The 16,164-nt window shown below is 71.4% G+C and carries 12 protein-coding genes; 6 read left to right on the forward strand and 6 right to left on the reverse strand.

Features of this window, described 5'->3' with window-relative positions:
• Positions 1–58: 58 nt before the first annotated feature.
• The 6 genes from araD to ABEA87_RS18810 are packed head-to-tail and all read right to left on the reverse strand — an operon-like array spanning position 59 to position 7,188.
• Positions 59–1,771, reverse strand: coding sequence for an L-arabinonate dehydratase (gene araD / locus ABEA87_RS18785; RefSeq protein WP_345631224.1), 1,713 nt, complete (start codon positions 1,769–1,771; stop codon positions 59–61).
• Between the two features lie 10 nt (positions 1,772–1,781).
• Positions 1,782–2,717, reverse strand: a complete 936-nt coding sequence (locus tag ABEA87_RS18790) for an ABC transporter permease (protein WP_345631226.1) — start codon at positions 2,715–2,717, stop codon at positions 1,782–1,784.
• Positions 2,714–3,616 carry an ABC transporter permease gene (locus tag ABEA87_RS18795; protein ID WP_345631228.1) on the reverse strand — a complete coding sequence of 301 codons (903 nt, stop codon included), beginning with the start codon at positions 3,614–3,616 and terminating at the stop codon, positions 2,714–2,716. Before ABEA87_RS18795 ends, ABEA87_RS18790 begins: the two co-directional genes overlap by 4 nt.
• Positions 3,613–4,737, reverse strand: coding sequence for an ABC transporter ATP-binding protein (locus ABEA87_RS18800; protein ID WP_345631230.1), 1,125 nt, complete (start codon positions 4,735–4,737; stop codon positions 3,613–3,615). Before ABEA87_RS18800 ends, ABEA87_RS18795 begins: the two co-directional genes overlap by 4 nt.
• Positions 4,734–6,044, reverse strand: coding sequence for an extracellular solute-binding protein (locus ABEA87_RS18805; RefSeq protein WP_345631232.1), 1,311 nt, complete (start codon positions 6,042–6,044; stop codon positions 4,734–4,736). The genes ABEA87_RS18800 and ABEA87_RS18805 overlap by 4 nt, the downstream gene beginning before the upstream one ends.
• A gap of 40 nt (positions 6,045–6,084) precedes the next feature.
• Positions 6,085–7,188: a LacI family DNA-binding transcriptional regulator gene (locus tag ABEA87_RS18810; RefSeq protein ID WP_345631234.1), complete on the reverse strand. Its 1,104-nt coding sequence runs from the start codon at positions 7,186–7,188 to the stop codon at positions 6,085–6,087.
• A gap of 445 nt (positions 7,189–7,633) precedes the next feature.
• Between ABEA87_RS18810 and ABEA87_RS18815 the strand changes: the two genes are divergently transcribed.
• The 6 genes from ABEA87_RS18815 (at position 7,634) to ABEA87_RS18840 (ending at position 16,163) form a co-directional block, all read left to right on the forward strand.
• Positions 7,634–8,554, forward strand: coding sequence for a dihydrodipicolinate synthase family protein (locus tag ABEA87_RS18815; protein ID WP_345631236.1), 921 nt, complete (start codon positions 7,634–7,636; stop codon positions 8,552–8,554).
• Between the two features lie 627 nt (positions 8,555–9,181).
• Positions 9,182–10,510, forward strand: coding sequence for a glycoside hydrolase family 75 protein (locus ABEA87_RS18820; protein WP_345631237.1), 1,329 nt, complete (start codon positions 9,182–9,184; stop codon positions 10,508–10,510).
• Positions 10,511–11,044: 534 nt separating this feature from the next.
• Positions 11,045–12,373, forward strand: a complete 1,329-nt coding sequence (locus tag ABEA87_RS18825; protein ID WP_345631430.1) for an L-fuconate dehydratase — start codon at positions 11,045–11,047, stop codon at positions 12,371–12,373.
• 121 nt (positions 12,374–12,494) lie between these two features.
• Complete coding sequence (locus tag ABEA87_RS18830) at positions 12,495–13,538, forward strand: sugar ABC transporter substrate-binding protein (protein WP_345631239.1); 1,044 nt, start codon at positions 12,495–12,497, stop codon at positions 13,536–13,538.
• Positions 13,535–15,160 (forward strand): sugar ABC transporter ATP-binding protein, encoded by a 1,626-nt coding sequence (locus ABEA87_RS18835; protein ID WP_345631241.1) that lies wholly within the window; start codon positions 13,535–13,537, stop codon positions 15,158–15,160. Before ABEA87_RS18830 ends, ABEA87_RS18835 begins: the two co-directional genes overlap by 4 nt.
• On the forward strand, positions 15,144–16,163 hold the full coding sequence (locus tag ABEA87_RS18840) for an ABC transporter permease (protein ID WP_345631243.1): 1,020 nt from the start codon (positions 15,144–15,146) through the stop codon (positions 16,161–16,163). The genes ABEA87_RS18835 and ABEA87_RS18840 overlap by 17 nt, the downstream gene beginning before the upstream one ends.
• The last annotated feature ends 1 nt before the right edge of the window (position 16,164 follow it).

Here is a 16,164-nt window from a genome sequence, read left to right on the forward strand (position 1 = left end):
GAACCCTCATCGTATCCGAACATTTGTCGGTCTTACCGTTGTCTGGGCCGGTGGGGACTCATCGCGCGTCGGGCTCCGGCGTCCGCCCCGGTGCCGCCAGGAAGTCGAAATCACAGCCCGCGTCCGCCTGCAGGATGTGCTCGGCGTGCAGCGCGCCGTACCCGCGCGGGTACCTCGGCGCCGGCGGGGTCCAGGCCGACCGCCGCCGGGCCAGCTCCGGCTCGGGTACCAGCAGGTCCAGCCGCCGCCCGGGGGTGTCCAGCGCGATCAGGTCGCCGTCGCGCACCAGCGCCAGCGGCCCGCCCACGTGCGACTCCGGGGCGATGTGCAGCACGCAGGCGCCGTAGCTGGTGCCGCTCATCCGGGCGTCGGAGATGCGCACCATGTCCCGCACGCCGCGGCGCAGCAGCTTGCTCGGGATCGGCAGCATCCCGTGCTCCGGCATGCCCGGCCCGCCCTGCGGCCCGGCCTCGCGCAGCACCAGCACGCTGTTCTCGTCCACGTCCAGGTCGGGATCGTCGATGCGGTCGAGCAGGTCCGCGTACCCGTCGAAGACCACCGCCGGCCCGGTGTGCCGCAACAGGTCCGGCCGCGCCGCGATGTGCTTGATGACCGCGCCATCCGGCGCCAGGTTGCCGCGCAGCACCGCGAGCCCGGCCTCGGCCGACAACGGGTTGTCGCGGGGCCGGATGACGTCGTCCTGGTAGGTCTGCGCGCCGGCGATGGCGTCGCGCAGCGACTTGCCGGTGACCGTCGGGCGGTCCAGGTGCAGCAGGTCTTCCAGGCGAGCCAGCAGCGCACGCAGCCCACCGGCGTAGTAGAAGTCCTCCATCAGCCACGCCCCGCCCGGGCGGATGTTGGCCAGCACCGGGGTGCGCCTGGCCGCGGTGTCGAAGTCGTCGAGGCACAGCGGGATGCCGCCGCGCCGGGCCATCGCGATCAGGTGGATGACCGCGTTGGTCGAGCCGCCCAGCGCCAGTACGGTGGTGACCGCGTCCCGGTACGCCTCCTCGGTGAGGATCCGCTCGGGGCGCCGGTCGGCCCACACCATCTCCACCGCCATCCGGCCGCTCGCCGCGGCCATCCGGGGGTGCCCCGCGTCGGCCGCCGGGATCGAGGCGGCTCCGGGCAGCGTCATGCCGAGCACCTCGGCGGCCGAGGTCATCGTGGACGCGGTGCCCATCGTCATGCAGTGGCCGGGGGAGCGCGCGATGCCCTCCTCCAGCTCGCTCCACATCTGGTCGTCGACCAGGCCGGCCCGCCGGTCGTCCCAGTACTTCCACATGTCGCTGCCGCTGCCGAGCACCTCGCCGCGCAGGTTGCCGCGCAGCATCGGCCCGGCGGGCACGAAGATGGCCGGCAGCCCGGCGCTGACCGCGCCCATCAGCAGCGCGGGGGTGGTCTTGTCGCAGCCGCCCATCAGCACCACCCCGTCCACCGGGTACGACCGGATGACCTCCTCCGCCTCCATGGCCAGCAGGTTGCGGTAGAGCATCGCGGTCGGCTTGGTGAACGTCTCGCCGGCGATGGCCGACATGGGCAGTTCGACCGGGTATCCGCCGGCCTGCCACACGCCGCGCTTGACCGCCTCGGCCCGCTCGCGTAGGTGCAGGTGGCAGGGGTTTATCTCGCTCCAGGTGTTGAGAATGCCGATCACCGGCTTGCCGGTGTGCTCCTCGGCACCGATGCCGAGCTGCCTCGTGCGGGCGCGGTGGCTGAACCCGCGCACGCCTTCCCCGCCGTACCACCGCTGGCTACGCAATTCCGTCATGGCATCATCCTTAGTCACCGCGGCGCTCGTCGGCCACCCGCGTCACGAGTTGGGTGGGGTTGACGAACCGTAGCGCGACCACGAGCAGCACCAGCATGGTGAGCATGTACAGCACGGCCATCGCGTCGGTGGACTGCGGTGCCCGGATCCCCGCGCCGTAGTACGCGTTGTAGAGCGCGACGACCAGGGTCTGGCTGTCCGTACCCGCGGTCAGGTAGGTGAGTTCGAACATGCCGACGGTGCGCACCAGCACCAGCACCGCGGCGGCCAGCACGCCGGGGACCAGCAGCGGCAGCAGCACGCGCAGGAACACCGCGCGGGTGGTCGCCCCGCACATCCGGGCCGCGGCCTCGATCTTCGGGTCGATCTGCTCGATGAACGGCGTCATGGTGAGCACCACGAACGGGACCGACGGTACGAGGTTGGCCAGGATCACCCCGGTCAGCGAGTTGGCCAGGTCGTACTTGTAGAGCACGGTGGCCAGCGGGATGCCGTACGCGATGGGCGGCACCATCACCGGCAGCAGGAACAACAGCATCACCAGGCGCTTGAGCGGGAACTGGCGGCGGGCCAGGACGTAGGCCGCCGGCACGCCGACCAGTGCGGCGATGACCACCACCGCCAGCGACACCTCCAGCGTGACGATGAGCACGTGGGTCAGGTCGAACTCGTGCCACGCCTCGGCCCAGTACTGGGTGGTCAGCCCGGCCGGCCACCAGGTGCCGAACCAGTGCGTGGAGAACGAGTTGACCACCACGGAGCCGACCACGCCGAGCAGGTTGATGAAGAAGAACGCCACCACGGCCCAGGTGACCCAGGTCGACGGCCGCAGGATCAGGCGGCGCCGCCCGACCCCGTCGGGCCGCCCGACCGGATCGGTCACCCCGACGGGGCCGGCGCCGCCCGGTGGACCGGCGGCCGGGGCGATGGTGGGTCCGGCGCTCATCCCTTACCTCCCGAGGAGCCGCGGTAGAGCCGGCCGCGGGCGAACAGCACGGCGGAGACGACGATCAGCATCACGGCCGCCATCACCATCGCTATCGCCGAGGCTTTGGAGTAGTCGTACTCCTGGTAGGCCGCGTTGTAGGCGGCGATGGAGATGACGTGCGTGGAGCCGGCCGGATTGCCCAGCAGGACGGCCGACGGGAACACCGAGAAGGCCAGCACGAAGTTCAGGCAGAACGTCATGGCCAGGCCGGGTGCCAGCAGCGGGAGGACGACCTCACGGAAGCGCTGCCACCAGCCGGCGCCGAGGGTGGCCGCGGCGGCCTCCAGGCTCGGATCGATGCCGGACAGGTAGGACAGGGTCAGCAGGAAGGCGAACGGGAACCCGCTGACCAGCAGCGAGAGCATGACTCCCCAGTAGTTGTGCAGCAGCGGCACCGGGTGGTCGAGGTCGGTGATGCCCAGCGCCATCAGGATCTTGTTCAGCCAGCCGGTGCCACTGAAGTACTCGAGCATGCCGATGGCGGTGAGCACGGTGCCCAGCGTGATGGGGATGACCAGCGCCGTGGTGAGCGCCCGCTTGCCCCGCACCCGGCCGCGCAGCCGGTACGCGATCGGCACCGCGGCGAGCACGTTGATGAGCGCGGCCGGCAGCCCGATCTTCAGCGTGATCCAGATGGTGTCGCGCTGGTACGGGTCGGCGAAGAACTTCCGGTAGTTGTAGAACATCCCGGTGCCGTGCATGGGCTGGAAGGACAGGCCCAGCCCGTACAGGAACGGGTAGAGGAACAGCAGGATGACCAGGGCCAGGCCGGGCAGCAGGAGCAGCAGGGTGCGGTCGACGCCCCGCTCGGCGAGGCGGTGCGACAGGGCCGGGCGCCGCGGCGCGGCCGGCGTCATGACGGGTCCGCCGCGAAGACCAGGACCCGACCCCTGGGTACCCACACCGAAACCGTCTCGCCCCGGGCGACCCGCTCCGGGGTGCGCAGCCGCAGCGCCTGGCCCGAGGGCAGCCGGGCCTGCACGGACAACTCCCGGCCGTGGTATTCGACGACCTCGATCACCACGTCCAGGCGGTTGTCCTCGCCGGTCGGCGGCTGGCCGACCACGAAGTCCTCGGGCCGGATCGCGACGATGCCCTCCCCGTCCCTTCCAGGCTCGGTGCCGGCGGCCGTCCCGGTCAGCTCGATGCCGTCTCCGCGCGCGGTGGCGTACCCGCCCTCGCCCCGCACGACGCTCATCGGCAACAGGTTGCGGTACCCCATGAACCCCGCGACGTACGGGTTGGCCGGCGAGCGGTACAGCTCCTCGGGGGTGCCGATCTGCTGGACGACGCCCTCGCGCAGCACCACCAGGCGGTCGGCCAGCGACAGCGCCTCTTCCTGGTCGTGCGTCACGTAGACGGTGGTGAGCCCGAGCGACTGGTGCAGCCGGCGGATCTCGGTGCGCATGTCCAGCCGCAGCGCGGCGTCGAGGTTGGATAACGGTTCGTCCATCAACACCAGCGGTGGTTCGACCACGATGGCCCGGGCGATGGCGACCCGCTGCTGCTGGCCGCCGGAGAGCTGACCGGGCAGCCGATCGGCGTACTGGGTCAACTGCACCAGGCGCAGTGCCTCGTCGACCCGCTCGCGCGCCCGCACCCTGGCGACGCCGCGCATGCGCAGCCCGAAGCCGACGTTGCGGCGCACCGACATGTGCGGGAACAGCGCGTAGTTCTGGAAGACCATGCCGAACCCGCGACGCTCCGGGGGCAGCGTGTCGACCCGCCGGTCGTCCAGCCAGATGCTGCCGCCGGACAGTGGCAGCAGCCCGGCCAGGCAGTTCAGCGCGGTCGACTTGCCGCAGCCGGAGGGGCCGAGCAGCGCGACGAACTCGCCGCCGGCGATGTGCAGGTCGAGCCCGTCCAGCACGAGCCGGTCGCCGAACCGGCGGCAGACACCCTCCAGGCGCAGGTGGTCGAACTGCCCGTCCCGGGCCGGCGCGCGCGCCGGCCCGGCGGGAGTGAGCTGCCCGGTCATTTCTTCGCCGCGCCGATCTCGCTGTCCCACTTGGCGAACGCCGCGACCTGCTGGTCGGCCGGCAGCGACGTTTCCTGCGGGTTGTCGGCGATGAGCGAGTCGTACTCGGACCGACCGTACTTGTTGAGCGCGTCCTGGCTGGACTGCGGCGCCATCGACAGCGTCACGCCGTTGACCGCCGGGCCGGGGTAGAAGTAGCCCTTGTCGTAGGCGATCGCCTGCTGCTGCGGGGTGAGCATGAACTGCAACAGGTTCAGGATGGCCGACAGCTTGTCCTTGTCGATGCCCTTGGGCACCACCGCGTACTGCGCGTCGGTCACCCAGTGGAAGCCCTTGAGGGTGGTGATCTTCTCGTCGTCCGGCACCGTGCCCAGGACGCGCGGGTTGATGTCCCACCCCGTGGTGCTGGCGATCATGTCCACGGTCCCCTTGGCCAGGTTCGTCATGGTGTTGGCCGTGCCCGACTCGTACGGGGCGGAGCACTGGCCCAGCTCCTTGAGGTATGCCCAGGTCCTGTCCCAACCGGTGGTCGGGTTCTTCGGGTCGCTGTCGCCCAGGATGTAGGGCAGGCCCATGAGGAAGGTGCGGCCGGGGCCGGAGTTCTCGGGCACCGCGTACTGGAACCGGCCCGGGTGCGCCTTGCACCAGGTGAGCAGCTCGTCAGTGCTGGTCGGCGGGTCGGTCACCTTGGCCGGGTTGTACTCCAGCAGCGGGCCGGACGGGTATTCGACCAGCTCCACGCCGTACCCCTGGGCCAGCTCCTGCATCTTGACGGCCGGATCGGTGTAGTTGCCCATGTTGGACAGGCGGGTGCTGAAGTCCGGCGTCATCTTCGTCCACAGGTTCTGAGCGATGCCGGCGGAGAGCCCGTCGGTGCCGGTGAGCACCACGTCGATGTCGAGGCGGCCGGCGTCCTCCTGCGCCTTCACCTTCCCGGCCAGGTCGGGGGCCTTGCCGGTGGAGGTCGTGATCTTGCTGACGATGTCCGAGTGCTGCTTGACGAAGTCGTCGAGCATGCCCTGGGTCAGCTGCAGGTTGCCGGCGACGTCGAGGATGTTCAGCGTCACCGGCTTCGACGGCTTGTCCGGCACGGCGCCGGCCGACACCGGCGCGGCGGAGTGTCCGCTCGGCGCGCCGCAGGCGCTGACGAACAGGGCCGACGCCGCGGCGACCGGCACGAGCCCGGTGCCACGCCGGCCGGAGCCGGCGCGAGCCGGGCGGGCGCGCCGCGCCGGGCGCCGCCCCGCCTCGGGCGGTCGGCCCGGCCCGCGGTGGCTTGCGCGGTCACCAATTGCTGGGTCACCCATGTCGAACTCCTGTCGTCAAGGGGTGAGTGGCGGGTGTGTGCTATTCGGGCAGCGCCGCGCTCCGGCCGCCGGACGGCCGATGCACGGCGGCGGCGGTGGGTCCGGAAGCGGCATGCCCCGCCGCCGGACGCCGGTTGTCGACGTGCGGCCGGGCGGAGCGCGAGCGGGCGGCGGCGGTCGTCGCCCGGACGATCAGGTTGGTCGGGAGTTCCCGGTGCGGCCCGGCGCCGTCGCCGGTGCCGTCGATGCCGGACAGCAACAGGTCCACGGCCGCCCGGCCGCCGGCCTCCATCGGCATCGCGACCGTGGTCAGCGGGGGCGCGCAGACGGCCGCGTAGAGCAGGTTGTCGAAGCCGACCACGCTCATCTCCTGCGGCACCGCGACGCCACGGTCGGCGAGCCGGGACAGCACGCCCAGCGCCATCAGGTCGTTGTACGCGATGATGGCGGTCACGCCGTCGGCCAGCGCCAGGTCGGCCGCCTGCACGCCGCCCTCGAACTTCGGCTCGAACGGTCCGAACTCGACGACCGCCATCCGGGCGCGGCTGGCCGCGGCGCGCAGGCCGCGCCGGCGTTCCCGGTTGGACCAGGCGTTGTTGGGTCCGTTGAGGTATGCGCAGCGCCGGTGGCCGAGCGCCGCCAGATGGTCGACTATCTGGCGCATGCCGCCCGCACTGTCCATCAGGGCGGCCGGGATGTCGCGCAGCCGCCGGTTGAGCAGCGTGAGCGAGGTCAGGCCGGCCAGCGACCGCAGCTGCGCGTCCGAGGCGAACGGCGCGCACACGACCACCCCGTCGACCTGCCGGGACATCGCCCGGACCAGCGCCTCCTCGGCCACCGGGTCCTCCTCGCCATCGGCGAAGAAGACGGCGTAGCCGCCCTGCCGCGCCCGGGACTGCACCCCGCGCAGCACGCCGGTGTAGAACGGGTTGTTCAGATCCGGCACGACGATGCCGATGTTGCCGGTGCGACCGGTGATGAGGCTGCGCGCGGCCGGGTTGGGTTGGTAACCAAGCTCTCGCGCCGCCGCGAGCACCCGCTCCCGGGTGGTGCCGCGCACCAGATGCGAGGCGCTGAGCGCCCGGGACACCGTGGACGCGGACACCTGGGCACGCTGCGCGACGTCATGGATGGTTACCGGCATAGCGCTCCCTCGATGACCTGGGTGGCCCGATCGGCACTTTGCAAACGTTTGTGGCAGAGTCAATCGTCAATGGGCCAGCCGCGTCAAGAGTTCAATGACATCGATCTTCAAGCTGGTACCCGTCGGGCGCCGGCGCGCCGGGCGGTGAGCTGGGCCGGTGCCCGGTTGTGTGCCAGATTTTCGTTGGTCCGGGTACGGCCGGCGGGCCGGTGCGCACCGCCTCTGCAATGGTTTGCGTGGCCCCCGATCTCCGCGAGCTTCCGACCCCGCCAGGCGCTGACCTGGAGAATCGACAGTGCGCGCCGGGCCCCGCCGGAATCCGCGCGTCCCCGACCGGCGCCCGCCGGCTGTTGGTTGCGGGGCGCGAGTGGGTGCCTCGGGCGCGGGAGCACCGGTTCGGATGACGTTATCGTGGTGGCATCTCAAGACACCCCTAGGAGGCGTCGTGTCCGTTGACAACGTCCGGCGAGCCCTCGAATCGGTGGTCACCATCGCCGTCACGCCCTTTGACGCCGACGGCGCCGTCGACGCGCGGGCCTATGCCGCGGTGCTCACCCGCTGCGTGGACGCGGGGATCGATGTGGTGACCGCGAACGGCAACACCGGCGAGTTCTACTCGCTCGGTGCGGCGGAGCGGGAGCTGGCCGTGCACACCACCGTGGCCGCGGTCGGGCAGCGGGCCACCGTGCTGGCCGGCGTGGGTCACGACGTCGCCGACGCGGTGGCGGCGGCGACCGCCGCGGCCCGGGCCGGCGCCCACGGCGTGATGGTGCACCAGCCCGTGCATCCGTACCAGTCGGCGCAGGGTTGGGTGGACTACCACCGCCGGATCGCCGACGCCGTACCGGAGCTGGGCGTGGTCTGCTACGTGCGCAGCCCCGCCCTGACCGGGGCCGCCTTCGTGGCGCTCGCCGACGCGTGCCCGAACGTGGTGGGCGTCAAGTACGCGGTACCCGACGTGGTGGCGCTCGCGGATCTGATCGGTGCGGTCGGAGCGGGACGCTGGGTCTGGTCCTGCGGACTCGCCGAGACGTGGGCGCCCTACTTCTGGCTGTCCGGCGCCCGGGGCTTCACCTCCGGCCTGGCCACCGTCGCGCCGCGGTACTCGCTGGACCTGCTGGGCCAGCTGCGCACGGGCGACTTCGCGGCGGCGACGGCGACCTGGCGGCGGCTGCGCGCGTTCGAGGACATGCGCGCCCGCGGCGGCAGCGCGCTGAACGTGTCGGTGGTCAAGGAGGCGCTGGCTCAGCTTGGCATCTGCCGCCGTGACGTCCGGCCACCGATCGGCACTCTCACGCCCGCCGAGCGGGACGAGGTGACCACCATCCTGGCCGACCTGGAGGTTCCGCTGCCGGTAGCGGTCTGAACCCGGCCCGGCACATCCGACTCCGGTATTTCCGGCCCCGGCACATCCGACTCCGGCGCGCTCGGACCCTCGTGGGTCCGGGCGCGCCGTGGTGTCGCGGCCCGCTAACCGGAGTCCGGGTCTCGCGGGGCCGTCACGATCGGGGTTCGCCCCGGAACGCAACATGACAGCGCGGAATCCATTACGCTGAGCCCAAGACAGGACCACCCCGCATCGGCTGGGATCGGCACGGACACGACCTCGGGCAACACGACCGGGCGAGCCGCGACCGCGAGTGATCCATCACAAGCTCGTTGACCAGCCGAGTCCCATCACGCCCGGACCGACCGCGCCCGGGGGCCGCCTCGGCCGGAGATCATTCCGTTCAGACCACCGCGCTCAGCCCACCACGCGCCCGGAGAGGCCACCGCGCCGCCCGAGGCGACTCGACCCGATCGGGTCCGGTCCGCCCGCCGTCCGTCGCTGTGGCCGTCGCCGGAGCCGGCGCGAGACGGCGGCGAGCCCGCACCGCGCGGTGGCCAACGGGCCTATCGCTCACCCGGCGCCTGCCGCGCGCCGCGCCGGGTTTCCTACCGCGAGGAAGGAGTAGCGCTTCACCACACCCGTTGGAGATTCCAGGAGGGCAACATGCGAATGCGTAGCGTGCTCCTCGCCGGCATGGGTGCGCTGGCGACGGTGGGCACCAATGTGGCGATGACAGAGGTGGCGAACGCCGCGACGAACAGCTACGAGGCCGAGTCCGCGGCCAACACCCTGTCCGGCGCGGCCGAGGTGGCGTCCTGCGACGCGTGCCTGGGCGGCGGCATGGTGGGCTTTGCCGGGGATGCCGCGGGCAGTATCCGGTTCAACGGCGTCGCCGCGAGCGCGACCGGGTCGGCCACGCTGACCATCACCTACGCCGGCACCGCACCGGGACAGGCGCGGCTGTCGGTCAACGACGAGGCGCCGGTGACCCTCGACTTCGTCGGCACCGGCCCGGGCGTACCGGTCGGCACGCTGGTCGAGACGGTGGACCTGGCCGCGGGGGTCAACACCCTGACGTTCACCAACCCGGGCGGTCTCGCGCCCGGCCTCGACGCGATCACCGTGGCGAGCGGCGCCAACGCCACCGGAGCCGGCGAGGACGAGGTCGGTACCGCCGCGGGAGACGGTGCGGGCCCGCCCCGGGGCCGGCACGGTGCCGCCGTGGGCGGTGGTGCCGGCGTGGGCGGTGGTGCCGGCGTGGGTGATGGTGCCGCCGTTGCCGGCGATGGTGATGGGACGGCGGATGCGGGGGAGGCGGCCGATGCCCCGGCGGAGGTTGGTGCCGGTGCTGCCAGTGCCGGTGCCACCGGTGCCGGCAGTGCTTCCGGTGCCGCCGTGGCCGCCGCCGGCCCGAGCGCGGCCCAACTGCTGGCCGCCACCGCCCATTGCACACCGGTCTCCGACGGCACCTACGACAGCGAGGGGGATTCCGGCTCGGTGCCGGTCTGCGGGGCGAACGGCGCCGTCTTCTGGCGTTCGGGCATGGCCGTCGACTGCGACGGCCAGCGCAGCGACGAATGCAACTCGATCACCGACTGCTGCTTCGCGAGCGATACCGCGTTCCAGCAATCGGACGGTGAGCCGCTCGACTCCGCGTCGCTGCCGTACGTGGTGGTGCCGGGGATCAGCGACACCTGGAGCTATCGGGACGCCGGGGTGCGGGCCGGCTCGGTCGCGGCCGTGATCTACGACGACCGGTTGATGTACGCCGTGGTAGGTGACGTCGGGCCGACGCACATGATCGGCGAGGGCTCGTACGCGCTGGCCGAAGGGCTCGGCATCAACCCGGACCCGCGGGTCGGCGGGGTCGGGTCGGGCGTCACGTTCATCGTGTTCACCGGCTCCTCGGGCGTCGCCGGGCCGATCGAGGACCACGCCGCGGCCGTGACCCTCGGCGAGCGATTGGCGCAGGGGTTCATCGACGGGAAGTGAGGCCACGATCGCCAGCGGTGCCCGCTCTCCGGGCGCCGCTGGCGCGTGCTTCGCCCCGCCTGTCGCTGGCTTCGCCCCCGCCTGCCGCTGGCGCCGGCCCATCCACCGCCCGTCGCTGGCGACTGTTCGCCCCGCCCCGCAGTCGCCTGCCCCCCCCGCTCCGCGAGGCCCGCGGACCGCCTCGGCCCGTCCCACCGGCAGGGGTGAGCTCAGCGAAATCGGGGTGATTGATCCGATCGTTACCCGTAATGTCCGATCGTTGCTCTTGTGGACCGTGCCCAAAACCTGGTAGACATCCGATGTATCGGGTTGACTGCAGAGGGATGTGCACGTGAGGTCACTGCGAGTCGGGACGCGGGCCACCGGGCCGCGAAGCATCGGGCTGCGAGGAGTCGGGTCGCGGGAGTTCTCGCGTTGCGCCGCTCCCAGCGGTCGTGCCGCCACGGGTAGCGCTGCCGCGGGCCGCGCCGCCGCCGTGGGGGGTGCGTGCCGGTGAGCGAGTCGACCGAACAGATCCTCGACGTGGCGCCGACGATTCCGGTACAGGTCCGGCCGGAGCCGCGGTTTCTGTCCCTCGACACGTACGACGTGCGTTTTCCGACCTCCCGTGAGCTCGACGGGTCGGACGCGATGAACCCCGACCCGGACTACTCCGCCGCGTACGTGGTGCTGCGCACCGATGCCGGCGACGGGCACGAGGGACACGGCTTCGCCTTCACCATCGGCCGGGGCAACGACGTGCAGACCGCCGCGATCGACGCGCTGCGCCCGTTCGTGGTGGGCCGGCCGGTCGATGCCGTGCTGGGCGACCTCGGCGGGTTCTGGAAGGAGCTGGTGCACGACTCGCAGCTGCGCTGGCTCGGCCCGGAGAAGGGCGTCATGCACATGGCCATCTCGGCGGTGGTCAACGCCGTATGGGATCTGGCCGCCAAGCGCGCCGGGCGTCCACTGTGGATGCTGCTGGCGGAGATGTCACCGGAGGAACTCGTCTCGCTGGTCGACTTCCGGTACCTCTCCGACGCGCTGACTCCGGACGAGGCACTGGAGATCCTGCGCCGGGCCGAGCCGGGCCGGGCCGGGCGGACCGAGCGGTTGCTGGCGAGTGGATACCCGGCCTACACCACCTCGCCGGGGTGGCTCGGCTACGACGACGCGAAGCTGCGCCGGCTCTGCGAGGAGGCCCTCGCCGCGGGGTTCACCCAGATCAAGCTCAAGGTCGGCGCGGACCTGTCCGACGACCTGCGGCGCATCCGGATCGCGCGGGAGGTGTGCGGACCGGACGTGCGCATCGCGGTGGACGCCAACCAGCGGTGGGACGTGGACACCGCGATCGCGTGGGTGCGGGAGTTGGCGCCGTACCACCCGTGGTGGGTGGAGGAGCCGACCAGCCCCGATGACGTGCTCGGCCACGCGACGATCGCCCGGGCCATCGCGCCGATCAAGGTGGCCACCGGGGAGCACGTCCAGAACCGGATCGTCTTCAAGCAGATGCTGCAGGCGGACGCGCTGTCCTACCTGCAACTGGACGCGGCCCGGGTGGCCGGGGTCAACGAGAACGTGGCCATCCTGTTGCTGGCGGCCAAGTTCGGCGTACCGGTCTGCCCGCACGCCGGCGGCGTGGGCCTGTGCGAACTGGTCCAGCACCTGTCGATGTTCGACTATGTCGCGGTGTCCGGGTCCATGGAGGACCGGATCATCGAGTATGTGGATCACCTGCACGAGCACTTCGTCGACCCGGTCGCGATCCGTGACGGCCGGTACCAGACCCCCACGGCTCCGGGCTTCTCCGCGACCATGCGGGCGGAGACCCTGACCGAATTCGCGTACCCGCATGGCCCCGCGTGGGCGGAGGCGGTCGTCTGAGCTAGACCGCTCCCCGCACGCGGCGATAGGTTGTCCGACTGACGGCTTCACCAGCACAAGGTTCGACCACAGATGAGTTACGCAGCGAGTTTCCGTCCCTCAACACCAGAGCGAGGACTCAATGCTCAACCGTACAGTGGCGGCCACTGCCGCCGTGGTCGTGCTCGTGGCGCTCGCCGCGAGCGGATGCAACCGTGGCCCTTCGAAATCGTCCGTTACCGGCGGCGGGTCCGCCGGTAAGATCGGCATCGACTTCCCTCGATCGGATTCGGATTTCTGGAACTCCTGGGCGGGGTACATCAAGTCCGACATCACCAGCATGAAGCTCGACGCGCTGCCGCCGACCAACTCCCAGAACGACATCACCAAGCTGGCCAGCAACGTGCAGACGCTGCAGGCGCAGGGCGCCAAGGCGATAGTGATGGCGCCGCAGGACACCGGCGCGGTGGCCAGCACCCTCGACCTGTTGGCGTCGAAGAAGATCCCCGTGGTCAGCGTGGACACCCGGCCCGACAAGGGCAAGGTCTACATGGTGGTGCGCGCGGACAACAAGGCGTACGGCACCACCGCGTGTGACTTCCTCGGCAAGAAGCTGAACGACAAGGGCACGGTCGTCGAGTTCGAGGGCGACCTGACGTCGGTCAACGGCCGGGACCGCTCGGACGCGTTCGGCCAGTGCATGTCCTCGAAGTACCCGAACGTCAAGGTGCTCGCGGAGCAGACCAACTGGGAGGGCGACGTCGCCTCGGCGAAGCTGCAGAACGCGCTGAACCAGGGCACCGTCAACGGCATCTACATGCAGGCCGGCGGCGTGTTCCTGGCCCCGACGCTGACCCTGTTGCAGCAGAAGAATCTGCTGGTGCCGCCGAGCGATCCGAAGCACATCTTCATCGTGTCCAACGACGGGATCCCGGCCGAGTACACCGCCATCAAGGCGGGCCAGATCGACGCCACGGTGTCCCAGCCGGCCGACCTGTACGCGAAGTACGCGCTGTATTACGCCCAGGCCGCCCTGCAGGGCAAGACGTTCAAGCCCGGCCCGACGGACCACGTTTCCACCATCGTGTCCATCCCGAACGGGCTGGAGGACCAGCTACCCGCCCCACTGGTGACGAGCGAGAACGTCGACGACCCGTCGCTGTGGGGCAACCAGGTCGGCAAGTGAGCGGGCAGGCCGACCACGCCGGGGCGGCCGCCGACCGCCCCGGCCACACCGCCGACCAAGCCACCGCGGCCGACCCGGTTCCGGACGGGCCGACCGCCGAACTTGGCGCGGCCGTCGCGGAGGCGGCCGGCATCACCAAGCGGTTCGGCGCGACCGTCGCGCTGGACGACGTGAGCCTGCGGGTGGCGCCCGGCGAGGCGCACGCGCTGGTCGGCCGCAACGGCGCCGGCAAGTCGACGCTGGTGTCGATCCTGACCGGGCTCGCCCGACCCGATCGCGGCCGGATCAGCTTCGATGGCCGGGCGGCGCCCCCGGTCTCCGACCCGAGCGCGTGGCGCCGGCACGTGGCCTGCGTGTACCAGAAATCGATGATTATCCCGTCGCTGTCGGTGGCCGAGAACCTCTACCTCAACCGCCAGGATCGGGGCGGCTCCCGCGGCCCGGGCGCGATCTCCTGGCGCGCGCTGCGCTCGCGGGCGGCCGAGTTGCTGGAGACCTGGGGCATCGACGTCGACCCGCGGGCGGAGGCCGGCACGCTGACCGTGGAGCAGCGCCAGACCCTGGAGATCGCCCGCGCGCTGTCCTTCGGGGCCCGGTTCATCATCCTCGACGAGCCGACCGCGCAGCTGGACGGCGCCGGCATCGGCCGGCTCTTCGACCGCCTGCGCGCGCTGCGGGAGGCCGGGGTCGCCTTCCTGTTCATCTCGCATCACCTCCAGGAGGTGTACGAGGTGTGCCAGACCGTCACCGTGTACCGCGACGCCCGGCATGTGCTGACCGCGCCCGTGGCGCGGCTCGGCCGGGAGGCGCTGATCGAGGCGATGACCGGCGAGGCGACCGAGCTGCGGCAGGTCGGCTCCGGTGCGGCACCGATCGGCGAACACGCACCCGAGACGCTCGCCGTCGACAACCTGTCCATCGAGGGCGTCTACGCGGAGGTGTCGTTCCGAGTCCGGGCCGGCGAGGTGCTCGGGCTTGCCGGGGCGGTGGGCGCCGGCGCCACCGCGCTCGGCGAGACGATCGCCGGGCTGCGCCGGCCCACCGCCGGCACGGTGACGGTGTCCGGCCGGCCGGTCCGGCCCGGCAGCGTACCGGCGAGCCTCGCGGCCGGGATCGGGTTCGTGCCCGAGGACCGGCACCGCGAGGGGCTGGTGCCGCTGCGGTCCATCGCCGAGAACATGACGCTGACCGTGACCCGTCGGCTGGGCCGGTTCGGCTTCGTGTCGGGCGCGGCGCGGCGGGCGGCGGCGGTACCGCTGATGGAGCGGCTGGACGTGGTGGCCGCCGGGCCGGACCAGCCGGTGTCCGCGCTGTCCGGCGGCAACCAGCAGAAGGTGGTGATGGGTCGGGCGCTGGCCGCGCGGCCGAGGGTACTGGTGTTGCTGCGCCCGACCGCCGGGGTCGACGTGAAGTCGAAGGAGTCGCTGCTGGAGACCGTCGCCTCGGCGGCCACCGGCGGCTGCGCCGCGCTGATCGTCTCGGACGAGCTGGACGATCTGCGGGCCGCGGATCGGGTGATCGTCATGTTCCACGGGCGCGTAGTGAAGGAGTTCGCACGAGGCTGGGACGACCACCGCATGGTCGCCGCGATGGAGGGGTTGTCAGGTGAGCACGATAGTTGACCAGACCGTCCGCACCCGCCCCGTGTCGGGCCGGTTCGCCATCCGGCGCCTGCGGGACTTCTCGCTGATACCGGTGATCCTCCTGCTGCTGCTCGTGGGGTTCATCGTCAGCCCGGACTTCCTGACCGGCAGCAACATGCTGGCCGTGCTGCAGCAGTGCACCGAGCTGAGCCTGCTGGTACTCGGCGAGACCCTGGTGCTCCTCGCCGGGCGGATGGACCTGTCCCTGGAGTCCACCATCGGGGTGGCGCCGGTGCTGGCGGTATGGCTGGTGCTGCCGGCACACGGCGGCCGGTTCCACGGGCTGGGTACCGGCCTTCCGGGGTGGACGGCGATTCCGCTGTGCCTGTTGATCGGCGCGCTCATCGGCGCGTTCAACGGGGTGGTCATCCTGAAGGTGCGCATCAACGCGTTCATCCTCACCCTCGGCATGCTCATCACGCTGCGCGGGCTGCAGGTGGGTGTCAGCGGCGGCAACTCCATCTTCGAGCTGCCCGCCTCCTTCACCTACCTGGGCCGAGCGGCCTGGTTCGGGGTACCGGTATCGGTGTGGCTGTGCGGGGTGCTGTTCGCCATCGGGATCGTGCTGCTCACCTGGTTCCGGCACGGTCGGGCGCTGTACGCCATCGGCGGCAACCCCGACGCGTCGCGGGCGGCCGGCATCCGCACCGACCGCCTGCTACTCATCGTGTTCATCCTCGCCTCCACGCTGGCGGCGCTGGCCGGCATCCTCTACGTCGGCCACTACGGCTCCATCTCGGCGAGCCAGGGCAGCGGCTGGATCTTCCAGGTGTTCGCCGCGACCGTCATTGGTGGGGTGAGCCTCAACGGCGGCCGGGGCAGCATGTTCGGCGCGCTGACCGGCGTCGTCGCGCTGCAGCTCATCCTGAACGTGATGAACTTCGCGCACGTCCCACCGGTCTGGGATCAGCTGCTGGACGGCGTCATCATTCTGGCCGCGCTGATCGTCTCGCGGTTCTCCTCGGGCGAGGCGCAGGATTAGA

The sequence above is a fragment of the Rugosimonospora acidiphila genome (assembly GCF_039543385.1).
Taxonomy (GTDB): Bacteria; Actinomycetota; Actinomycetes; order Mycobacteriales; family Micromonosporaceae; genus Rugosimonospora; species Rugosimonospora acidiphila.